18 protein-coding genes and 1 pseudogene are annotated in these 19,516 nt (G+C 73.2%); 11 read left to right on the top strand and 8 right to left on the bottom strand.

Annotated features, from left to right (window positions below):
• Positions 1 to 62: 62 nt before the first annotated feature.
• The gene (locus tag ACZ62B_RS08455) at positions 63 to 875 is read left to right on the top strand and encodes a hypothetical protein (RefSeq protein WP_469689488.1); all 813 of its coding nucleotides are present in this window, start codon (positions 63 to 65) and stop codon (positions 873 to 875) included.
• 36 nt (positions 876 to 911) lie between these two features.
• Here ACZ62B_RS08455 and ACZ62B_RS08450 read toward each other — a convergent pair whose 3' ends face one another.
• Positions 912 to 1,121 carry a 4-oxalocrotonate tautomerase family protein gene (locus ACZ62B_RS08450; RefSeq protein WP_073933229.1) on the bottom strand — a complete coding sequence of 70 codons (210 nt, stop codon included), beginning with the start codon at positions 1,119 to 1,121 and terminating at the stop codon, positions 912 to 914.
• A 140-nt stretch (positions 1,122 to 1,261) separates the two neighbouring features.
• Between ACZ62B_RS08450 and ACZ62B_RS08445 the strand changes: the two genes are divergently transcribed.
• A complete protein-coding gene (locus ACZ62B_RS08445) occupies positions 1,262 to 2,122 on the top strand; it encodes a helix-turn-helix transcriptional regulator (RefSeq protein ID WP_468887479.1) in 861 nt (286 codons plus the stop codon).
• A 25-nt stretch (positions 2,123 to 2,147) separates the two neighbouring features.
• Here the strand turns inward: ACZ62B_RS08445 and ACZ62B_RS08440 are convergent, their stop codons facing one another.
• Together ACZ62B_RS08440 and ACZ62B_RS08435 are read right to left on the bottom strand one after the other, a co-directional pair.
• On the bottom strand, positions 2,148 to 2,423 hold the full coding sequence (locus tag ACZ62B_RS08440) for a hypothetical protein (protein ID WP_469689487.1): 276 nt from the start codon (positions 2,421 to 2,423) through the stop codon (positions 2,148 to 2,150).
• A 27-nt stretch (positions 2,424 to 2,450) separates the two neighbouring features.
• Positions 2,451 to 3,194: a GAF and ANTAR domain-containing protein gene (locus ACZ62B_RS08435; RefSeq protein ID WP_344563039.1), complete on the bottom strand. Its 744-nt coding sequence runs from the start codon at positions 3,192 to 3,194 to the stop codon at positions 2,451 to 2,453.
• Between the two features lie 600 nt (positions 3,195 to 3,794).
• Between ACZ62B_RS08435 and ACZ62B_RS08430 the strand changes: the two genes are divergently transcribed.
• The 3 genes from ACZ62B_RS08430 to ACZ62B_RS08420 are packed head-to-tail and all read left to right on the top strand — an operon-like array spanning position 3,795 to position 7,212.
• On the top strand, positions 3,795 to 6,023 hold the full coding sequence (locus tag ACZ62B_RS08430) for a glycoside hydrolase domain-containing protein (RefSeq protein ID WP_344563041.1): 2,229 nt from the start codon (positions 3,795 to 3,797) through the stop codon (positions 6,021 to 6,023).
• The gene (locus tag ACZ62B_RS08425) at positions 6,020 to 6,436 is read left to right on the top strand and encodes a hypothetical protein (protein WP_344563043.1); all 417 of its coding nucleotides are present in this window, start codon (positions 6,020 to 6,022) and stop codon (positions 6,434 to 6,436) included. Before ACZ62B_RS08430 ends, ACZ62B_RS08425 begins: the two co-directional genes overlap by 4 nt.
• A gap of 17 nt (positions 6,437 to 6,453) precedes the next feature.
• A complete protein-coding gene (locus tag ACZ62B_RS08420) occupies positions 6,454 to 7,212 on the top strand; it encodes a hypothetical protein (RefSeq protein WP_469689484.1) in 759 nt (252 codons plus the stop codon).
• Between the two features lie 323 nt (positions 7,213 to 7,535).
• Here the strand turns inward: ACZ62B_RS08420 and ACZ62B_RS08415 are convergent, their stop codons facing one another.
• Entirely contained in the window at positions 7,536 to 8,879 is a 1,344-nt protein-coding gene (locus tag ACZ62B_RS08415; protein ID WP_344563047.1) for a helix-turn-helix transcriptional regulator, read from the bottom strand.
• A gap of 97 nt (positions 8,880 to 8,976) precedes the next feature.
• On the opposite strand from ACZ62B_RS08415, the gene ACZ62B_RS08410 reads away from it, so the two are divergent.
• Positions 8,977 to 9,147, top strand: a complete 171-nt coding sequence (locus tag ACZ62B_RS08410; protein WP_344563049.1) for a hypothetical protein — start codon at positions 8,977 to 8,979, stop codon at positions 9,145 to 9,147.
• A 45-nt stretch (positions 9,148 to 9,192) separates the two neighbouring features.
• Here the strand turns inward: ACZ62B_RS08410 and ACZ62B_RS08405 are convergent, their stop codons facing one another.
• Entirely contained in the window at positions 9,193 to 10,272 is a 1,080-nt protein-coding gene (locus tag ACZ62B_RS08405; RefSeq protein ID WP_344563051.1) for a hypothetical protein, read from the bottom strand.
• 63 nt (positions 10,273 to 10,335) lie between these two features.
• The gene (locus ACZ62B_RS08400) at positions 10,336 to 11,493 is read right to left on the bottom strand and encodes a PP2C family protein-serine/threonine phosphatase (protein WP_468721032.1); all 1,158 of its coding nucleotides are present in this window, start codon (positions 11,491 to 11,493) and stop codon (positions 10,336 to 10,338) included.
• A gap of 162 nt (positions 11,494 to 11,655) precedes the next feature.
• Here ACZ62B_RS08400 and ACZ62B_RS08395 point away from each other — a divergent pair, with 162 nt between their 5' ends.
• The 3 genes from ACZ62B_RS08395 to ACZ62B_RS08385 all read left to right on the top strand — a co-directional run bounded on the left by ACZ62B_RS08395 (position 11,656) and on the right by ACZ62B_RS08385 (position 14,365).
• Positions 11,656 to 12,099, top strand: coding sequence for a hypothetical protein (locus tag ACZ62B_RS08395; protein ID WP_344563053.1), 444 nt, complete (start codon positions 11,656 to 11,658; stop codon positions 12,097 to 12,099).
• A gap of 326 nt (positions 12,100 to 12,425) precedes the next feature.
• A complete protein-coding gene (locus tag ACZ62B_RS08390; RefSeq protein WP_469689481.1) occupies positions 12,426 to 13,475 on the top strand; it encodes a hypothetical protein in 1,050 nt (349 codons plus the stop codon).
• The gene (locus ACZ62B_RS08385; RefSeq protein WP_469689479.1) at positions 13,367 to 14,365 is read left to right on the top strand and encodes an endonuclease/exonuclease/phosphatase family protein; all 999 of its coding nucleotides are present in this window, start codon (positions 13,367 to 13,369) and stop codon (positions 14,363 to 14,365) included. The genes ACZ62B_RS08390 and ACZ62B_RS08385 overlap by 109 nt, the downstream gene beginning before the upstream one ends.
• 157 nt (positions 14,366 to 14,522) lie before the next feature.
• Here ACZ62B_RS08385 and snpA read toward each other — a convergent pair whose 3' ends face one another.
• Complete coding sequence (snpA, locus tag ACZ62B_RS08380) at positions 14,523 to 15,209, bottom strand: snapalysin (protein ID WP_344563211.1); 687 nt, start codon at positions 15,207 to 15,209, stop codon at positions 14,523 to 14,525.
• A 209-nt stretch (positions 15,210 to 15,418) separates the two neighbouring features.
• On the opposite strand from snpA, the gene ACZ62B_RS08375 reads away from it, so the two are divergent.
• The gene (locus tag ACZ62B_RS08375; RefSeq protein ID WP_469689477.1) at positions 15,419 to 16,342 is read left to right on the top strand and encodes a LysR family transcriptional regulator; all 924 of its coding nucleotides are present in this window, start codon (positions 15,419 to 15,421) and stop codon (positions 16,340 to 16,342) included.
• Positions 16,343 to 16,366: 24 nt separating this feature from the next.
• Here the strand turns inward: ACZ62B_RS08375 and ACZ62B_RS08370 are convergent, their stop codons facing one another.
• Positions 16,367 to 18,439, bottom strand: coding sequence for a PhoX family protein (locus ACZ62B_RS08370; protein ID WP_344563064.1), 2,073 nt, complete (start codon positions 18,437 to 18,439; stop codon positions 16,367 to 16,369).
• Between the two features lie 253 nt (positions 18,440 to 18,692).
• Here ACZ62B_RS08370 and ACZ62B_RS08365 point away from each other — a divergent pair.
• A pseudogene (locus ACZ62B_RS08365) lies at positions 18,693 to 19,516 on the top strand (VWA domain-containing protein); the annotation flags it as partial.

Raw genomic sequence — 19,516 nt, 5'->3', positions numbered from 1 at the left:
CCGGTGGTGCCGTAGGAGCACGTCCGCTCGTGGACGGCCCGGTTCCCCCAGGAGGCACCCCGATGACCCACGCCCCGGCCGCCGCCCGCGCCCTCCTCGCCGCCGCGCTGTCGGTGACGGCCCTGCTGACCGCGGCGGCGTGCGTGGCCGGCGACCGGGAGGTGCCGCGCGCGCTGCCCGCGGGCGTGTCCGAGCCCCCGGCGGCCTCCGCTCCCGCGTCCCCGGCGGCTTCCCCCGCCGCCCGGCCCTCACCCTCCGCTCAGGCGCTGAGCGAGGAGCAGCTGCGGGCGGCACTGATCACGGAGGCGGACCTGGGGGAGCCGTGGATGGCGAGCCGGGGCGCGGCGACCTGGCGGGACGGGATGCTCAAGGCGAGGACGGAGGACGCCGACTGCCGCCGGCTGCTCGACGTCCTCTACACGGAGGAGCTGTTCGGCCCGCCGACCGGACCGAGCGCCGTCTCCACGCTCGACGACGCCTACAACGACTCCCAGCTCCGCTACCAGGTCGCCACGCACCCGCCCGCCGACGTGGACCGCGTCCTGGCCTGGATGAGGACGCTGCCGGAGAAGTGCGAGCGGTTCGAGGCGACCACCGTCCGGGCCGGTGCCCAGCTCGTCGAGGTGGCGGAGCTCCCGCTGCCGGAGGCCGGCGACGCACGGGCGGGACTGCGGCTGACGATGACCGGGAAGGCGTCCGACGGAGCCCCGGCGTACCTCACCGTGAACCTCGCGGCGGTCCGCGTGGGCGAGGACACGATCACCCTCACCAACGGCGGCCTCGGCGCGGTCCTGCCCGAGGTCACCCAGGCGATGACCCAGCTCGGCGCGGACCGCCTGGCGGACGTCGGCCGGCAGGCACGGGTACGGGTCTGACGGGCGGGACCCCTCCTCCGCCTTTCCGGCGGCGGGTCAGGCGTCGCCGTTGAGCATGGCGGCGGTCAGGACGTTGCCGGCCACGCCCCAGCCGCCGTCGGCGACCTCGTCGACGAGGACGACGGTGGTGGGCCGGGCCCGCTCACCGTAGATCTCCGCGTACAGGTCGGTGGTGCGCTCGACGATCTTCTTCTTGTCCTCGGCGGTGAGGGTCCCCGCGGGGACCTTGAAGTGGGCGAAGGGCATGACCGTTACTCCTGTTTCGAGTTCTTCGAGTTCTTCGAGTTCTTCGAAGGTGACGTCCTCCACGGTGCGCGCCGCCGGGCGGCGGAACCAGGGGATGTCGTCCCCTGTGCCGGCCGCCCGGCCGGATGCAGCATGGGGGCATGGGTTCTGTGAGACACGCCGAGCTGGGTGCCTTCCTGCGGTCGCGGCGGGAGCGGATCCGTCCGGCCGACGTCGGGCTCCCCTCCGGGCCCCGGCGCCGGGTGCCCGGGCTGCGCCGTGACGAGGTCGCGCAGCTCGCCGGGGCGTCGGTGGACTACTACAACGAGCTCGAGCGCGGAGCCGGCTCCCAGCCGTCGGAGCAGATGCTCGCCGCGCTGGCCAGGGCACTGCGCCTGACCGCCGACGAGCGCGACCACCTCTACCACCTGGCGAACCGCCCGGTGCCGGTGCAGGGCGGAGCCGCCTCGCACGTGCACCCCGGGATGCTCGACCTGCTCACCCGGCTGACGTCGACACCGGCGCAGGTCATCACCGACCTGCACGTCACCCTCGTACAGAATCCGCTCGCGGTGGCGCTGCTCGGGGACCACTCCGGTTTCCGGGGGGTGCGGGCCAGTTTCGTCCACCGGTGGTTCACCGAGCCCGACGCCCGGCGGATGTATCCGCCCGCCGATCACGCGGCCCAGTCCCGCGCCTTCGTCGCCGACCTGCGCGCGGCCGCCGCCCGGCGGAACGCGAAGGACGCGGAGGTGCGTTCGCTGGTCGGCTCGCTGCTCGACGGCTCCGCCGAGTTCGCCGCCCTGTGGGCCGAGCACGACGTGGCGTTCCGCCGGGACGACCGCAAGCGCATCGTCCACCCCGCCCTCGGCGTGGTCGAGGTCAACTGTCTCAACCTGTTCAGCGAGGACGGCCGGCAGCGGCTCCTGTGGTTCACCCCGGCGGTCGGCACCGACAGCGCCGAGCTGCTCGGTCTCCTGTCGGTCATCGGCACCCAGGAACTCCCCGGGGCGGCCCGCTGACCGCTCGGGCGGGCCGGTGGGCGGTTCAGCCCAGGCGGTCCACCGCCTGCTTGGCCTCGACCAGGTCCGCGCCCGTGTTCTCGCGGTAGAGCTTGATCGCCTGGATCTTCTTGCCCCGGCGTACGAGGTCGAGGATCTCGTCCCTCCCCGGGATCTCCTCGCGGAGGCCCAAGTGCTCCATCACCGCGTCGAGTTTGCGCTCGACGCGGGCGGCGCGGCGGTCCGCCCGGGAGAGGTGGTTCTGGATCGACGCGACGCCGAGGATCACGACGCAGGTGAGGAAGAGGATGGCTATGTCCATGACCGTAAAGAGTAGGCAGGCGCGTGGTCAGGGTGTGTCGAAGCGGCGGTGGTGGGCCACCACGTCCAGGGCGACCTCCAGGGCCGTGCGGCCGTGGGCGAAGGCGTCGGCGCGCAGCCGGGCCAGGGCCTCGTCGGCGCCGACGCCCAGCTGGGCCATGATCATGCCGACGGCCTGGTGGACACGGTCGTGGTCGGCGGCCAGTCCGTTGAGCCAGGGTTCGTCGTCGCCCCGGAGGCCGTACGGCAGGTCCGTCAGCGCCGCCGTCATGACGCCGGCGAGGAGCCGGGCCACCCGGAGCTGGCCGTCGGTGAGTCCGCCGGGGGTGTCGCGGTAGAGGTCGAGGGAGCCGACGCAGACGGCGCCGCTGCCGAGGGGGAGCGCGTACACGGCGCGCACTCCGGCGCCGAGCGCCTGCTGGGCGAAGACGGGCCAGCGGTCGGCGCAGCCGGCGGCGGCGAGGTCGCGTGCAAAAACCGGCGCGCCGGCCTCCAGGACATGGCGGCAGGGGCCGTCGCCCAGGGTGGCCTGGAGCTGGGCCAGACGCGCGGCCTGCGGACCGGAGGCGCCGAGCTGGACGGGCAGCAGCCCGTCACCGCGCAGCGACACGCTCGCGCCGTCCACCGGCAGCAGCTCGACGGCCACCGCGCACAGCCGCCCCGGCACGGCGGCCGGCTCGGTGTCACGCAGCTCCGCGGCGATCGCACCGAGCACCCACTCGTCGTCCCTGTCCGGCTCGCCCCCAGGGTCGTCCCCGGGCCGCACGCCCACCGCCTCCTTCGGTCGTTCACCCCCGGAAGTGAGCCCCCGACTACCCGGACCGCCCCGCTCCGAAACCCGCGCCTCGGCCCGTTCCCGAGCCTCCGACCGGCCCGCACGCGGACGGCGCGGCCACCCGTTCCACCGGGCATGGACATGGTCGGTTTCGCGCCATCCCGTCCCGTGCCCGGCCGACCGGAGCGCCCCGGTCCTCCGTCACCGCACAGGAAGGACGCAGGGAGAACACGGGAAAAAACCGAACGATTGCCCACTTCTCCCCGAACCCCGGCGACGGCGGCGTGATCACGCCATCCTTCTTTACGGATCTTGCACCCTTCCTTCACCGTCCACCTATGGTGATCACCGGGCCGAAGAGGATGACTCCTCGAACTCAGGTTCGACACATCATTCGTTGACGGGGGAGAGCGTCGCCATGGGGGAGTCCGCCTTTCACACCGGTGCCGGCTGCCCGCGTCGTCCGCACCGGCGCAGCCCGTCCCCCCGCCACTGAACGCACCGTGGCCCCGGGCGGCCACGCACGCTCCCCGGCCTGTTCGCCCCTTCGCTCCTCACCTCGCCGAACCGCGACCACTCAAGGAGAAGCCGCTCCCCATGGCCGACGAAATGGTTCTCAACGCCCAGAAGTTCGTCAACCGCGTCTACGGCAGCCGCATAGGAATGACGGTCGAGGAGAACGGGCGCACCGGGTGGCCGGTCATGTACGCCCTGACCCGCGCTCTCCAGTGGGAACTCGGCATCGACACGCTGTCGAACAACTTCGGCCCCGGCACGCTCTCCACGCTGCAGTCGAGACACCCGGTCATCAACGCCTCGACGGCGCCGTCCGCCGACTTCATACGCATCGTCCAGTCCGGTCTGTACTGCAAGGGGTACGACGGCGGCGGCATCGACGGAAAGTACAGCGACCGGGTCGCCTCGTCCGTCGCGCGGCTCAAGGCGGACATGGGCGTGGACTCGGTGTACCCCGGTTCCGACCTGGTTCCGAAGGTCTTCAAGGGCCTGCTGAACATGGACGCCTACGTCACCGTCAACAGCGGCTCCGACACCATCCGTTCGATCCAGCAGTGGCTCAACGGGCACTACATCCACCGCAGGGACTTCTTCGTCATCCCCTGCGACGGCCACCACTCCCGCGACGTCGCCAAGTCACTTCTCTTCGCCATCCAGTACGAGTTGGGGATGGCCGACGGCACCGCCAACGGCAACTTCGGCCCCGGCACCCAGGCCGGCCTGAGGAACCACACCGTCGCGGTCGGCACCGTCGGCACCTGGGCGAAACTGTTCACGGCCGCGATGATCCTCAACGCGCGCAACGTCCCCTTCGGGAACTTCACCGGTGACGTCAAAGTCGGCGTGGAGGCGTTCCAGTCGTTCGTGAAGCTGCCCGTCAGCGGCATCGGCGACTTCCAGACCTGGTCGTCGCTGCTGGTCTCCTACGGCGACCAGTCCCGCAGGGGCGAGGCGTGCGACGGGGTCACGCTGATCACTCCGGCGCGCGCGCAGACACTGAGGTCCGAGGGCATCAAGTACGTCGGACGGTACCTGTACAACCCGGACCCCACCCCCAGCGGCGACCTGGTGCACAAGGAGATCCAGCCGGGCGAGCTGAAGACGATCGCCGACAACGGGCTGCGCTGCTACCCGATCTTCCAGACCTTCGCCGACTCCGCCGACTACTTCCGTCCGGAGCAGGGTACGGCCGACGCCAGACTGGCCGTGGCCCAGGCGGCGAAGCACGGCTTCAAGCACGGCGCGCGGATCTTCTTCGCCGTCGACTACGACACCCAGGACTACGAGATCACCGAGTGGGTCCTGCCCTATTTCCGGGCCATCGCCCAGGAGATGGCCCACATCGACGACGCGTACCGCATCGGTGTGTACGGGACGCGCAACGTGTGCTCCCGCGTCTCGGCCGCCGGGTACGCCTCGGCGTCGTTCGTGTCCGACATGTCGTCCGGCTACTCCGGCAACCTCGGCTACGCCATGCCCGCCAACTGGGCGTACGACCAGATCGTCACCCGCACCGTGGGGTCCGGTGACGGACAGATCGAGATCGACCACAACATCGCGTCGGGGCGGGACATCGGGGAGAACAGCTTCGACCCGATCGCCCCCGACACGCTTCTCGACAGCGAGCTCCCGACGGAGGCGCACGAGGCGCTGCTGCTGGAGATCCGGCAGACGATGAAGGACATCGGCATCGGGGAGACCTCGGCCAACACCAAGTGGTCGATCAAGCAGAGCCTCGACCTGGTGCTGCACAACGACGCGCTGATCACCGGTATGGCCCGTGCCCTGAGGATGCGCAAGTCCCTGATCCAGGTGCCCGTGTTCTGGGAGACCCGCCACTACGACACGTCCCTCGACTACCTGGGCGACATCGGCGTCCGCGTCTACCATTCGGGCGTGCAGACCGTCCCGCCGCTCGCGGACAAGTTCATCAAGCGGGACGCCAGCACCGGACCCGGCCAGATCTTCGCGGCCACCGCCATCAACGCCCGCAACCAGGCCATCAGGGACGGTGTCCTCAGCGGGGCGACACGCGACCCCGCCAGCGACGCCGACGTGTGGGCGATCTGGCAGCAGCTGAACGAGGACCCCGAGTTCAACATCCGGCAGGTCGGCTACGTGCACCGCTACCACGCGGTCAAGTACGGCGTGCCCCGCCCCAGTCTGACCTCCTCGCCCCAGAACGTCTTCGACTACCTCAAGTACTACCAGGGCGACACCTCGAACGCCGAGACGGAGGCGGAGAAGCGGCTCCAGGTGTACGGGACGTTCGAGAAGTACAACGCGCTCTCCCGGGGCGACGTCTGGTGACGGGTGCGGGACGGGGGGAGAACACGGTCCTGGCCGAACTGCGCACCACCCGGAGCCGTGTGACGGCGACCCTCGGTCTCGCCGTCGTCGTCAACCTGCTTCTCGGTTACGTCGGCAACAGCGTCATCGACATGCCGTGGCGCCTCCTCGAGACGTGGGTGCTCCCCCGGCACGGCTGGGCGGAGCAGCCGTCCCCCGCGGACACCGACGACGGCATGGGACCGGCCGTCGCGGCGATCGTCCTCCTCACCGTCCCGTACCTGCTGATGTGCGTGTTCGCGAACTACCTGGTCGTCCAGGCGGTCAACGTCTTCCGCGCCTGGTACGCGCTCGTCGCCGCCGCGGCGCTCGTCGCGCCCGCGGTCGCGTTCACGATCGATCCGATGCTGTACGCCGAGATCCCTCGGCCATGACAGAAAGCCTCCCACACATGCCCATATCGCGTCGTGCCGCCCTGAAGCAGGCCACCGCCGTCGCGGCAGGCATGACTGTCGTCGGCCTCACCGGCAGTCCTGCCCTCGCCGCCACCCCCCTGTCCGCGCCCACCTCACCGACACCGCCCGCCCCGATCGACATCTCGGAGGCCCTGCGCCGTCACCGGGCCGAGCAGGAGCGCGTCCACACCGGCAAGCCGTCCCTCAACGGATGGGAGATGGAGAAGGTCGCCGACGACGCCGGCAGCGTGTGGACCTGCCCCGTCCCCGGCACTCCGCTGCGCGGGGTGCGGCTGCGCCTCGGCGACGTCGAGTCGGTACTGGTGCACGTGATCCGCCGTTTCCACTACGAGGTCGACGAACTCAGAGCCGGCGACGTGATCGGCTGGCGCCACCCGTCGGAGATCCGCGGGGGCCTCGCCGAGTCCAACCAGGCGTCCGGTACCGCGGTGCAGATACGGCCCGGCTTCTACCCCTCCGGCGCCCGGGGCGGGTTCTTCCCGAACCAGCTCACGGTCGTCCGGGGCATCCTCGTCGACTGCGCGGGCGTCGTCCGCTGGGGCGGGGACGACACGGTCCCCGACGAGTCCCTCTTCTACATCGACGCCAAGCCGGGTGACGAGCGGCTCGCCCGTGTGGCGGCCGGGCTCCGTCGCCGGACGGCGGTGCCCGGCCGGGGCGCGGGCTCCGGCCCCGACCCCTTCCGGCCCGAGCGCCGTGAGGCCGCGAAGAGGCTGGCCCGCCGGCAGAGCTGACCGTGGGGGCCCGACCGCGGAAACCAGCGCACGGACCGGTCGGGCCCGCGCTCGCGGACGGACCTCTCCCCCACGGAGAACGGGAACGCGTCGTTCGCCCGGCAGACGCTCCGAGGCCGGCCCCGGTCCCCACCGGGTCCGGCCTCGGACGGCCGGCACCGCCTGCCGGGAGGTCACCCGGGTGGCCGGAGCGGCTGAACGAGGAACGCGAGGCGCTGGACGCGGCCGTGCGGAAGGCCGCCGACGCCGTGGCGGGTTCCTGAGGGGAGGGCCCGACGCCACGGACGCGGGGACGACCGTCCTGCCCGGCCCGCGCCCGCCGTTCACACCGGGGGCTGGGCGGGCGCCGGGCCCAGTGTGGTCGTACCCGGGGCCGTGCGGTGGCCCAGGCCGGTGCGGTAGGCGTCCAGGGCCGCCTCGACGCGGCCGGTGCGGCGCAGCAGGTCACCGAGGAGGCGGCACAGGTCGGCCAGGTCACCGGCGGCGCCCGCGCGTTCCAGCAGGCTCATCGCGCGCACGTAGTGCTCCTCGGCCCGCTCGGCGTCGCGGGCGTCCTCGGCGATGATCCCGAGCAGCCGGTGCGCCGCCGCCGCGTGCACCGCGCCCCGCTCGGGGGAGAGACCGCCGAGCACGTCCTCCAGCAGCGCCGCCGCCTCCCGGGTGCTGCCGCGCCGGCGCAGCACGTCGGCCAGTTCGACGGTCACCTGGCTGCTGTAGAGGGACGCCCGCTTGGCCGACAGCATCGCCAGCGCCTCGCGCATCTCCTCCTCGGCGCGCTCCAGTTCGCCGTTCTGCGCGTACACGTAGCCGCGCATCCAGTGGCAGTTGGCCAGCTCGGTGCGGAGCTGCAGCCCGCGGTACAGCTCGGCCGCCTTGGCCAGCGAGGCGTCCGCCTCGGCGATGCGGCCCTCGGCGAGCAGGGTGCGGGCCACCGACCGGTGCATGCGCGCCACCAGCGCCGGGTCGCCGGACTGCGGCGCGAGCGCCAGCGCGAACTCCGCCGCCTGCGCGGCCCGCGCGTGCGCGCCCATGTCCATGTACGGGCCGATCGCGCTGGCGTAGAGCAGCAGCAGCGCGTCCGGGTCGTGCAGGCCGCCCCGGTTCAGCTCGTCGATCGTGGACTCCAGGAGGTAGACCGCGTACCGCAGTTCGCCCGCGAGGTAGTGGGCGACGGCCCGTCCGCGCAGCGCCGGCACCCGTGCGGGCAGCGGTGCCTCGGCGAGCCGGGCCTCGGACCGCTCGAAGTACTCACGTCCCTCGGCCAGTTCGCCGGTCTCCAGGGCGCACTCCCCGAGCCCGAGCAGCGCGGCGGCCTGCTCCTCGGCCAGGCCGTGCGCCTCCGCCTCGGCGAGCAGCCCGGCGTACTGCTCCACCGCGGCCTCCGTCTCGCCGACGGCGAGCGTGCGCTGCGCCTCGGTCAGCCGCAGGTGCAGCTCGGTCACGAGCCGGGCGGAACGCCCGGTGGCCAGTTCGTCGAACGCGACTCCGAGACGGTCGGCGAGATGCCGTAACGCGTCGTCGGAGGGGCGCACCCGGCCCGCCTCCAGCGTGGAGACGTACGCGGGCGTGTACACCGGCTCCGCCAGCTGTCTCTGCGTCAGCCCGCGCTCCACCCGCAACTGCTGCACCCGCCGCCCGATGGTCGCCGGCTCGTCCCGTTCCCCCACGCCAACTCCCCCAGTGCCTCTTGCCGTTCGTGTCCGACAACCCCTAGGTTAAACCGCGAATTAAACGTGCTTAACCCGTCGCTGTTGGGAGGTCGCCGTGCTGGAACCCACGCGCACCACCGAACGTTACGCCCGTGGTCTCGCCGCGGCCGTCGTCGCGGTCGCGGCGCTGGTCCTGGCGGCCAACGCGGGCCCGGTCGAGGCCGCCGACCCCGAACCGGACCGCCGGACCACGGCACCGGTGGCGGAGGCGGAGGCGGTCCGGTAGGGACACGCATCCCGGCGGGGCGTCGTGTTCCGGGCCGTCCGGCGCTCAGCCCTGCGTCTGCAACTGCCGCAGCTGACGCCGCACATGGTCCAGGGCGCCCTCGCGCCGCCCCGGCACCCGGCCGCGCAGCTCCGCGAGGACCGAGCCGAGTTCGCGGGCACGGGCCGGGTCGCCGATCCGGCCCCACTGGTGGTGTGCCCGGTCCACGGCCGTCTCGACGGCGGGCGCGTCCGCCGGCTGCCCGGCGGTCAGCCGGGCGCTCGCGACGGCCAGCCAGGTACGGCAGCTGCGCGCCGCGTCCCCGGCCAGCATCGCCAGGTCCGCCCGGACCTCCGTCCAGTGCAGCGCCTCCTCGGAGGCGGGCCCGTGCGCCAGGTGGGCCGCCTGCTCCAGCCGCGCGGCGAGCGCGTCGGCGTCCGCGTGCCGGCCGGAGCGCACGGCGGCGGTGACCGCCGCGTGCGGGTCCCCCGGCACCGGACCGGGCCGCGCCAGCAGCAGCTCCGTGCCCGTGCTCTCCGGCGCGATCCGCGTCAGCGCCTGCTGGTGCAGCTCCTCGTCCGGCGGACGCCATCCGCTGCGCAGGATCGTCGCGACCGCCTTCATGTACTCCGGCGCCGCGACCCCGCGACGGGACGGCGGGGGCGCGACACGGCCGTAGACGGCGTTGTCGGGTCCGCAGTCGAGCGGGGACGGGCCCGGCGGGCGCGGCGCGCTCAGCGCCCGCCAGGTCTCCGGGTCGGCGTGCAGATCGAGGAAGAGCGTCGTCGCGCCCGCCGGACGCAGCCGCAGCTCCTCCCGGAACCAGTGCCACGGCAGCCCGGTGTACCGCACGGTGGGCGCGGTCGTCCGGGCCAGCGCGAGGTGCGGCAGCCGCTGGCGGCGGTCGAGCTGGAGCTGGCCGGTGACGTACACGGTCAGCGGTCCGGGCGCCGCGGCGGCGGCGCGCAGCCGGGTCAGTACGGCCTGCGGCTCCAGCGGGTCGGCGAGTTCGACGACGTTCGCGGTCTCCGCGCCGGACAGCACGGCGGGCGGCACCGCCGCGAGGACCGGGAGCACGGACGCCGCGTCCACCAGCCGCCCGCGGCCCAGCGGCGAGGCCGCCAGCAGCAGCACGGTTCCGGGCATGGTCCCCTCCCCTGTCGATCACCTACGGCAGCACGGTAACCGCTGCGGCTGCGAAGGGTGGTGTCAGTAGGGTGAACGTCCCCCTTCGGGGCCTTCGCCCCCCGGCGCGCGGGAGAGGCGGGGCGGGCCGGGCGCGTGGATCCGTCGTACCGCGAAGGCCGTGGTGTCGTCGACCAGGTGCCCCCGGCTGTGCCGCAGCGTCCCGTCCCGTACGACGGCGACCAGCCGGCCCGGCGCGACGACCCGCGGGTCCGCCGCCACCGCCCGGGTCAGGTCGTCGACGAGCCGGTAGAAGTCGCCGGCGCCGTCCCGCGCCTCGGTCACGCCGTCGGTGACCAGCAGCAGCGTCTCACCGTCGGCGACCGGCACCCGGCACACCGGCGGCCGGCCGGGGGCGAGGTCGCGGCAGCCGATCGGGAGCCCCCCGTCGGCCGGCAGGGACCGTACGCCGTCGGGGCCGACGGCCAGCGGGGGCTCGTGCCCGAAGACGACGGCGTCCACGACGTCGGTCCGGTCCGGGGGGAAACCGAGCAGGACGGCGGTGGCGAACCGGTCGCGCTCGCCCCGGCCGAGGGCGGTGGTGTACTCGCGGTGCCGCAGCATCCGGGTCTCCAGCCGGTCCGCGACGACCGTCAGGTCGGCCTCGTGGTAGCCGGCCTCGCGGAACGCCCCGAGCAGCACCGACGCCGTCTCCACCGCGCCCAGTCCCTTGCCCTGGACGTCACCGACGAGCACCCGGGTGCCGTGCGGGCCCGGCTGGATGTCGTAGAAGTCGCCGCCGACGCGGGCCTGGGTGTCCGCGGTGAGGTAGATCCCGGCGTGCTCCAGGCCGCCCCAGTCCGGCGGCAGCGGGCGCAGCACGGTACGCCGTACGGTCTCGGTGACGTCCCGCATGTGCAGCGTGCTGCGCTCACCGCGCACCCGCACCCAGCAGGCCAGCGTGGCGAGGACGCCGCCGGCGGCGACGAGGATGAAGTCGGGCAGCCCCGCCTGGAACTGGTGCGGCCAGGCGCTGTCCACGACGGTGTACGTGGCCACCGCGAGCACGGCGAACAGGGCCGTTCCCCACACCCCGCAGATCGCGGCGGCGATGCCCGGCACCAGCACGATCCAGGAGACGGTCCGGAACTCGCCGCCGGTGTGGTGGTCGATGAACACGATGACGACGAGCAGCAGCAACGGCGGCACCCAGGCGACGCTGCGGCCCCTCAGCCGCAGCATCTCGTGCCGGTGCACGACGTCGCGCGGGCCCTGTCCCCCGCTGCCCTGACTCACGGCCCCAGCGAAACACGGCGTCGTGCGGCCCGCATCCGGTCCCCGGTTGCCGACCGGCCCGGGGAGGTGTGCCCTGGTAGGCGGGGGCGAGGAGAGAGGAGTGCTCTCATGGCGCACGCGGCACCCCGGCCCCGGGGAATGCTCGAGCCGGCCCGCACGACCGACGTCTTCGGCGCACGGACCCACCGGGTGGCGAAGGTCGTCGTACCCGTCCTGCTGGGAGTCGTGTACGGCTACTGGGTGGCGGCCAACCGCCGCTACGGCGGGCCGATCACCGTGGAGAACTTCCTGTACGGCTTCTTCGCCGGCCTCGTGTTCTCGCTGCTGTTCATGGCGCTCCTCGCCCTGGCCCCGAAGGTGCGGCGCGAACTGCACGCGGTGCTCTGGGCCGCCCTCATCGGCAGCGCGCTCGGCTTCCTGGTCATCCAGGCCCCCAGCCCCGGCGTCCTGCGCTCCACGATCCTGGGCCTGCTGGTCGCGGCGGGAGTCTTCGTGACGATGTTCTACCGCTTCTACACCCACGAGGACGCGACGGGCCACCGGGTGGGGTGAGGCGCAGCGCCGGTCCCCTGCGCGGCCGCCCTCGCGCCCGGACGCGTCGCCGGGAGCCCGCGTCGGTGCGGGCCGGGGGCGGCTCGCGCGGCCCGGCGCTCACGGGGTGCCTCCCCCACTCTCGGCTTCTCCCCCACTCTCGGCTTCGCTCGAGCGGGAGGTACCCCCATGAGCGGGAGGTACCCCCACCGCCCACCCGTGCCGCCCTGGGGGTACCTCCCAGGCCTTTGAGGCACTGGGGGAGGCACGACTGCCCGCGGATGACGGACCGCCCGTTCGGGCCGCCAGCACTCGCGCCCCCACCACCCGCCCCCTTGACTGAGGGCGTGGCCCCCCACAGCACCCGCCTCCGCAACACCCTCTCCGCCGCCCTCCTCACCCTCACCTGCCTCCTCACCCCCTGCGGCACCCTTGCCGCCTGGGCGGCGGCCCTCGCCGACACCGGCCGCTACGTCGACACCGTGGCCCCGCTCGCCACCGACCCCGCCGTCCGCGACGCCGTGGCCGACGCCGTGGGGGACGAGGTCGTACGGGAGCTGGACGCGGAGACGACCGGCGCCACCCCCCTCGGACCGTTCATCCGCGAAGCGATCCGCTCCTTCACCCACACCGACGCGTTCCGCACCGCGTGGGAGGCCGGCAACAGGGCCGTCCACGACGCCGTCCTGCACGCCCTGCGCGACGACGCGGCCACCCCCGGCCCGGTCACCGTCGACCTCGCCCCCGTCACCGCGCGGGTACGGGCGCGGCTCGCCGCCGACCACCTGTCCTTCGCCCACCGCATCCCCGTCGAGCACACCGAGGTCGCGGTGGTGCCGGCCGGGGAGGTGGCCGGGCTCCGGAAGGGGTACCACGTGCTGGACGCCGCCGCCTTCTGGCTGCCGCTCGCGGCCGTCGTCCTCGCCGTCACCGGGATCGCCGTCGCCGCCCGCCGCCGGCGCGCGCTCACCGCGACCGGCCTGGGCACGGCCCTGGGCGGCGCCCTGCTCGCCCTCGCGATCGCCGTCGGCCGCCGGCTCACCCTGGCCGACCTGCCCGAACGCGTCCACCGATCGGCGGCGGGCGCGGTCTACGACGCCCTCACCGCCACCCTGCGCACGGCGTCCTGGCTCCTCCTCGCCCTGGGCCTGGCGGTGGCCCTGGCCTCCTGGCTGACCGGCCGCCACGGCAGCCGCCGCGAACCCCCGGCTCCCGCGACCACCCGCCGCACCCCCTCGTCCATGAGGGAGAATCCGGGCATCGCACCCGCGAGCGGAAGGCCGGAACGTTGGACACTGCGACTGCCGACCCGACGGTCACCGGGGACGGGCCGGGGCGGACGGGGGGACGGCGGCGGTTCGGCGCCTGGTGCGCGGGGCTGCTGTTCGCCGGTGTGAGTGTGGTCGTCGGCTGCCGGACCGCCGACACCGACGGCATCACCCCCGTGCCCCAGCTCCTCGCCTTCCTGCCCTGGCTGCTCGTGCCCACGGCCGCCGGACTGCTGTTCACCCTGTTCGCCCGGTGGTGGACCGGCGCGGTGTGGGGCGTGGCCCTGCTGGGGCTGCTGGCCTGGTTCATCGAGCCGTACGGGAAGACCGGCGATCCCACCGGTCCGCCCGTCGCCGAGCTGCGGGTGCTGACCGCGAACGTGGAGTTCGGGCAGGCCACCGGCGCGCTGATCGACGCCGTACGCCGTACGGAACCGGACGTCGTGTTCGTGCAGGAGTGCGAGTACACCTGCGACGCGGCGTTGAAGCGGGAGCTGACCGACGCCTACCCGCACCGGGAGGCGGTGGAGGGCGGCGGCTCCGAGGGCTCGGTCGTCCTCAGCCGTTTCCCGCTGCGCGCCACCGACGGGGTCCCCGGCACCATGGGCATGCCCGGCGCCGTCGCCGACGTCGACGGGCACGCCGTACGGCTCCAGCTCGCGCACCCCATGCCGCCGCTGCCCGACCAGGTGGGCCTGTGGCAGCGGGAGCTCGGCCGGCTGCGGGACGCGGCCGCCGCCGACCGGAAGACTCCGACCGTGCTCGCCGGGGACTTCAACGCCTCCCAGGACCACGCGGCCTTCCGCCGCATCCTCGACACCGGCCTGCGCGACGCGGCCCGCCTGACCGGCGCCGACCGAACCCCGACCTGGCCCTCCCGCACGACCCCGGCCTTCGGCACCCAGATCGACCACGTCCTGGTCTCGGAAGACTTCGCCGCACACCGAGCCCGCTTCCTCGACCTCAAGAACACCGACCACCGAGCCCTGGTAGTCGACCTCACGCTGCACGGCGCGTAACTGGCGGCTCCCGCCGCAGCTGCGGGCAGTCGTGCCTCCCCCAGTGCCTTAAAGGCCTGGGAGGTACCCCCAGGGCGGCACGGGTGGGCGCAGCGGCACCGGCAAGCGCCGCGAGCCGACACACCCCCCGGCCGCCCCCACACCGTGCGGCTACCGGCTACCGCGAGGACTTCTGCAACGCCTTCTCCGCCTTGTCCAACGCCGCGGCGAACCCGTACGCCCACAACTGGTTCACCCGCGACCGCTCCGCGGAGTTGGGGTACGCGTTGGTGCAGGACGGCCCGGGCCCGCCCCCGGACATCAGCTCGCTGCACGGCCCCGAGTAGTGGTCCGGCAGCCCGAGCACATGCCCGGTCTCGTGCGCGGTCACCCGCGTCGAGTTGTAGATCTGGTTCTGCCGGTAGTCGAGGAAGATGTACCCCCGCCCGTGCCCGTCGGTGGACGCGTACGACCCGCGCGAGTCGTTGCCCTCGTAGTACCTGAAGTCGGCACCCGACGTGCCGGCCTGGAGTCTCACGTTCGAGACCGAGCTGTTCCAGATCTGCGTGCTGCGGGATATCTGCGTGGCGAACGACGGCGCCCGGGAGGCGTCGTAGACGACGGTGACGGCGGCCGCGCCCGTCGGGTTCGCGGCCCGCTTCTCGGCCGCCGACTTCAGCACGGCCTCGAAGAAGGCCCGGTTGGCGGCGGCTTCCTCCGACGACCCGTCGTAGGCGGCGTACGAGGCGGACGAGGCGGCGTCGACGGGCGCGGGAGCCGCCGTCGCCGGGGCGGCGCCGAGGCCGAGAGCCGTGAGGCTCAGGCCGGCGGCGGTGAGCACGGACATGGGCACACGCATGCGCATACGCATCGATGACTCCTTGCGGTGGGGGTCGAGTCACATGTCACCGAGGAGTGTGTGCGCCCGCGCGGCGGCTGTGATGATGGCAACCGGTGATAGGACGGCCCTATCGACCGACTCCGGCCACCCGGCCGCACACGCCCGACTCCGCCTGAACGGACGCGGTTTGTGTGTCTGGTGAAACCTGAACTTCCGCCTTACCCTCCCAGGGCATGGAGCTTGAGGTCAGGCACCTCAGGGCACTGTGCGCGATCGCCGACACCGGCAGTCTGCACCGAGCCGCACGCCAACTCGGCGTGGCCCAGCCCTCGTTGAGCACGCAGTTGCGGCGCATCGAACAGGAGCTGGGCGGTGCCCTGTTCGTACGCACGCGCACCGGCTGCCGTCCCACCCCACTGGGCCGGCTGGTGCTCAGCCGCGCCCGCCCGCTCGTCACCGAACTGCGCTCGCTGGTCACCGAGGCCCGTGCCGCCGCCGTCGGCGGCCGGCAGCTGCGCATCGGTTCCACCGCCAGCCGGGCCCTGGCCGGCTGGCTGCGACGGCTGCGCCGGCACTGGCAGGAGCCCACCCTGCACATGGACGTCTCCGCCAACGCCCTGCTGCGCATGGTCGCCGAAGGCCAGCTCGACGTGGCGTTCGTGCACGAGGTCGAGGGCTGTCCGCTGCGCGTCCCCGAGGGCCTGCGCACCCGGGTCCTCGTCGAGCGCGAACCGCAGTGCGTGTCGCTCCCGGCCGACCACCCGGCCGCCGCGCACCCGGTGGTCCACCTGTCCGACCTGGCCGGTGACCGCTGGATGATCGACCCGGCGGTCGACGGCGAGTGGGACGCCGTACGCCGGGTCCTGCAGGCCGCCGGGATCAGCCCGCGCGTGCTGCACGGCGACTACCACACGGCCGCGTCCCTGGTCGCCATCGGCGAGGCCGTCACCGTGTGCCAGCCGACCTCGCTCTCCCGCCCCGAGACGGCGGTACGCCGGCTGCACGGTGACCCGCTGGGCGTACGGCTGCTGCTGGCGGCGCGTACGGAGTCGGAGCTGGAGGGCGTCTATCCCGATCTGGCCGAGGCGTACCGGGAGGTGGCGCGGCAGGCACCGGCGTACCGGGAGTGGCTGGAGGACCCGGTGCCCGGGCCCTGATCCGGCCACTCCCGGACGGCAGCGTCAGACGCCGATGTCGCGGCCGTCCGCGCGCCACACCGCGACGACGGCCGGGCGGACGTACGTACCGGGCCCGTCGGGCCAGGCGCTGGCCGGCTGGTCCACGGTCGCCCCGTCCACCTCGCCCGGGTGCTGTACGGCGACCAGCACCCGCCGGTCCTGGATGACCGGGCCGCAGGTCTCCGCACCGTTGGGCACGGTGAGGAACTGCTTCAGCTCACCGCGCCGGTCGCCGCGCGTGGCGACGCCGAAGAGGCCGTCGTGGGAGCCGAGGGCGCTGCCGTCGGTGGAGATCCACAGGTTGCCGTGGTCGTCGAAGGCGACGTTGTCCGGGCAGGAGATCGGGCTGACGGAGTCCTTCGGGAAGCCGGCGAAGTACGTCGCCGGGTCCTCCGGGTCGCCCGCGACCAGGAACAGCGACCAGGCGAAGCGGGTGCTGTCCGCCCGGTTCCAGCGCTCGGTCAGTTCGAGCACGTGGCCGTGCTTGTTGAGGTTGCGCGGGTTGGCCTCGTCAGCGGCGGCGTAACCGGCCTTGCCGCGGTTGGAGTTGTTGGTGAGGGCCATGTAGACCTTGCCGGTGACCGGGTTGGGCTCGATGTCCTCGGGCCGGTCCATCTTGGTGGCGCCGACCTTGTCACCGGCGAGCCGCGTGAAGACGAAGACCTCCTCGGCGGTCATGCCCTCGACGTGCGAGACGGCGCCGTCGGCGGTGGCGGTGGCCAGCGGGATCCACTGACCGCTGCCGTCGAACTCGCCGTCCTTCGGGAGCTTGCCGGTGCCGTCGATCTCGATGGCCGGGGAGTCGCCGGTGAGCTTGGCGACGTACAGCGTGCCCTCGTCGAGCAGCGTCAGGTTGTGCTCGCGCGCCCAGCGGCTGTTGCCGTGCCGCATCCGCTTGCTGCCGACGAACTTGTAGAAGTAGTCGAACCGCTCGTCGTCGCCCGAGTACACGACCGGGCGCCCGTCGTGCGTCAGCCGCACGGTCGCGCCCTCGTGCTTGAACCGGCCGAGCGCGGTGCGCTTGCGCGGGGTGGAGTCGGGGTCGTACGGGTCCAGCTCGACGACGTAGCCGAACCGGTGCACCTCGTTGGGCTCCTGGGAGACGTCGAACCTCTTGTCGAAACGCTCCCACTTGCGCTCGGTGGCGCCGGTACCGATCCCGTACCGCTTGTCCGTCGCGCGGCTGCTGTTCGCGAAGTACTGGTTGAAGTTCTCCTCGCCGTGCAGGGTCGTGCCCCACGGGGTGGTGCCGCCGGCGCAGTTGTTGAGGGTGCCGAGCACCTTGGTGCCGCTCGGGTCGGCGGAGGTCTTCACCAGGTCGGACCCGGCGACGGGGCCGGTGAGCCGGAACTCGGAGGTGGCGGTGAGGCGCCGGTTGAGGTGGTGCCGCGTGACGGGCGTCAGCTTCCCGCTCCGCCGCTCCTCCTCCACCGCGACGACGGCCAGCCCGTGCGCGGCCCAGGCGATCTCCACCTGCTCGCGGGTGGGGTTGTCGGCGTCGTAGTCCCGGAACATGAGGATCTCGTCGGTGTACTCGTGGTTGGCGACGAGGAGCTGCCGGTCGCGCTCGCCGCGCAGGGGCAGCAGGGCGAGGAAGTCGCAGTTGTACCCGAACTGCCCGGCCTGCGCCTTGGCGCTCTGCTTCTCCGGATCGAAGGCGGGCGCGCCGCGCAGGATGGGCTCGCCCCAGCGGATGACGACGTTCTGCCGGTAGCCCTCCGGCACGGTCACGGCGTCGTTCGTGTTCGGCGCGACGGGCGTGAACCGCAGACCGCGGGCACCCTCGGGCTTGTGGTGGTGGCGGCCCTTCGCGGCCGCGGCCGCCTGCGCCTCGGGAGCAGCGGCGACGCCGACCGCCCCGGCACCGGCGGCGGCCACCGTCACGACGGCGGCGGCGCGCATCATGGAGCGGCGGCTGAGGGCGCCGGCGATGACGTCGCCGACGTACTCGTTGGAGCTGGTGTTGGGCACCTCGTGGAAGCAGGCGTCACCACACCGGAAACGGCAGGTCAGGGCGGACCGGCCGCCGGGGTGGGAACCGGACGGCGTTCCGATCAACGGCAGCAGCTTTCGCACGTTCTCTCTCCTTGGGTGCCCGTGGTGTCAGCGTGACCGTAGGAGTACATATGTGCGGTAGCCGGGCGGCCGGGTGAACGGTGCGTGAACCTGCGGCAGCATCTGGGACGTCGCGCCGGGCCGAATCGCACCCTTGACATATACGATTCCGCAAACCCAACCCTGCCCAAGATCGCCCTTGCGGGCCGCTAACCTTACGTGTCCGTCCTGGCCAGGGATTGACGGGCATCAACTCACGCGAAGGGTTGCGCACATGGGCATTCTCACTCTCCTGCGGAACGCGTTCGGCCGGTCACGCAAAGCGAGGTCCGCCGAAGCGGGGGGTGCGGTGGACGCCGCCGAGACGGCGAGCACGTCCCCGGCATCGCCCACTCCGGCGGAGTCGGCCCCGGAGCCCGCCGCGGAGGCGCCCGCGGCCCCGAAGGTCCCGTCCCCGTCCCCCGAGCCCACCCCCGCGCCCCGCACGGTCCCGGTCCCGGAACCCCGCGAGGAGCACGACCTGGTCTCCGCGGCCTTCGACAACATCACGGTCCCCAAGCCCACCCGCTCGGACGACCCCACACCCCCCGCCCAGGAAACCGACCCGGCCCCGAAGCCCGAACCGAACCCCGAGCCCGCACCCGAGCCGAAGGCAGACCCCAAGCCGGAAGCCGAGCAGAACCCCACGCCTGAGCCGGCCCCCAAGACCGAGCCGGAGCCGACGGCCGAGGCAAAGCCGGAAGCCGAGCCGAAGCCCGAGGCCGAGCCGGAAGCCGAGGCCGAGGTGGAAGCCGAGCAGGAACCGGCATCCGAGGCGAAGCCGGAAGCCAAGGCGGAGCCTGAGGCCAAGGCGGAGCCTGAGGCCAAGGCGGAGCCTGAGGCCGAGCCGGAAGCCGAGGCGAAGCCGGAAGCCGAGGCGGAGCCTGAGGTCGAGCCGGAAGCCGAGCAAGAGCCGATGGCCGAGGCGAAGCCTGAGGCCGAGCAGGGGCCGGCGGCCAAGGCGGAAGCCGAGGCGAAGCCGGAAGCCGAGGCGGAGCCTGAGGTCGAGCCGGAAGCCGAGCAAGAGCCGATGGCCGAGGCGAAGCCTGAGGCCGAGCA

The sequence above is a fragment of the Streptomyces sp. NPDC053426 genome (assembly GCF_055585405.1).
This window is presented reverse-complemented; position numbering and strand designations above follow the sequence as displayed.

Coding starts and splice junctions, on each gene's coding strand:
- ACZ62B_RS08420 (WP_469689484.1), top strand. CDS start 6,454: ATGCCCATATCGCGTCGTGCCGCCCTGAAGCAGGCCACCGCCGTCGCG.
- ACZ62B_RS08440 (WP_469689487.1), bottom strand. CDS start 2,423: ATGGACATAGCCATCCTCTTCCTCACCTGCGTCGTGATCCTCGGCGTC.
- ACZ62B_RS08400 (WP_468721032.1), bottom strand. CDS start 11,493: ATGCTGCGGCTGAGGGGCCGCAGCGTCGCCTGGGTGCCGCCGTTGCTG.
- ACZ62B_RS08430 (WP_344563041.1), top strand. CDS start 3,795: ATGGCCGACGAAATGGTTCTCAACGCCCAGAAGTTCGTCAACCGCGTC.
- ACZ62B_RS08405 (WP_344563051.1), bottom strand. CDS start 10,272: ATGCCCGGAACCGTGCTGCTGCTGGCGGCCTCGCCGCTGGGCCGCGGG.
- snpA (WP_344563211.1), bottom strand. CDS start 15,209: ATGCGCATGCGTGTGCCCATGTCCGTGCTCACCGCCGCCGGCCTGAGC.
- ACZ62B_RS08455 (WP_469689488.1), top strand. CDS start 63: ATGACCCACGCCCCGGCCGCCGCCCGCGCCCTCCTCGCCGCCGCGCTG.
- ACZ62B_RS08375 (WP_469689477.1), top strand. CDS start 15,419: ATGGAGCTTGAGGTCAGGCACCTCAGGGCACTGTGCGCGATCGCCGAC.
- ACZ62B_RS08445 (WP_468887479.1), top strand. CDS start 1,262: ATGGGTTCTGTGAGACACGCCGAGCTGGGTGCCTTCCTGCGGTCGCGG.
- ACZ62B_RS08450 (WP_073933229.1), bottom strand. CDS start 1,121: ATGCCCTTCGCCCACTTCAAGGTCCCCGCGGGGACCCTCACCGCCGAG.
- ACZ62B_RS08395 (WP_344563053.1), top strand. CDS start 11,656: ATGGCGCACGCGGCACCCCGGCCCCGGGGAATGCTCGAGCCGGCCCGC.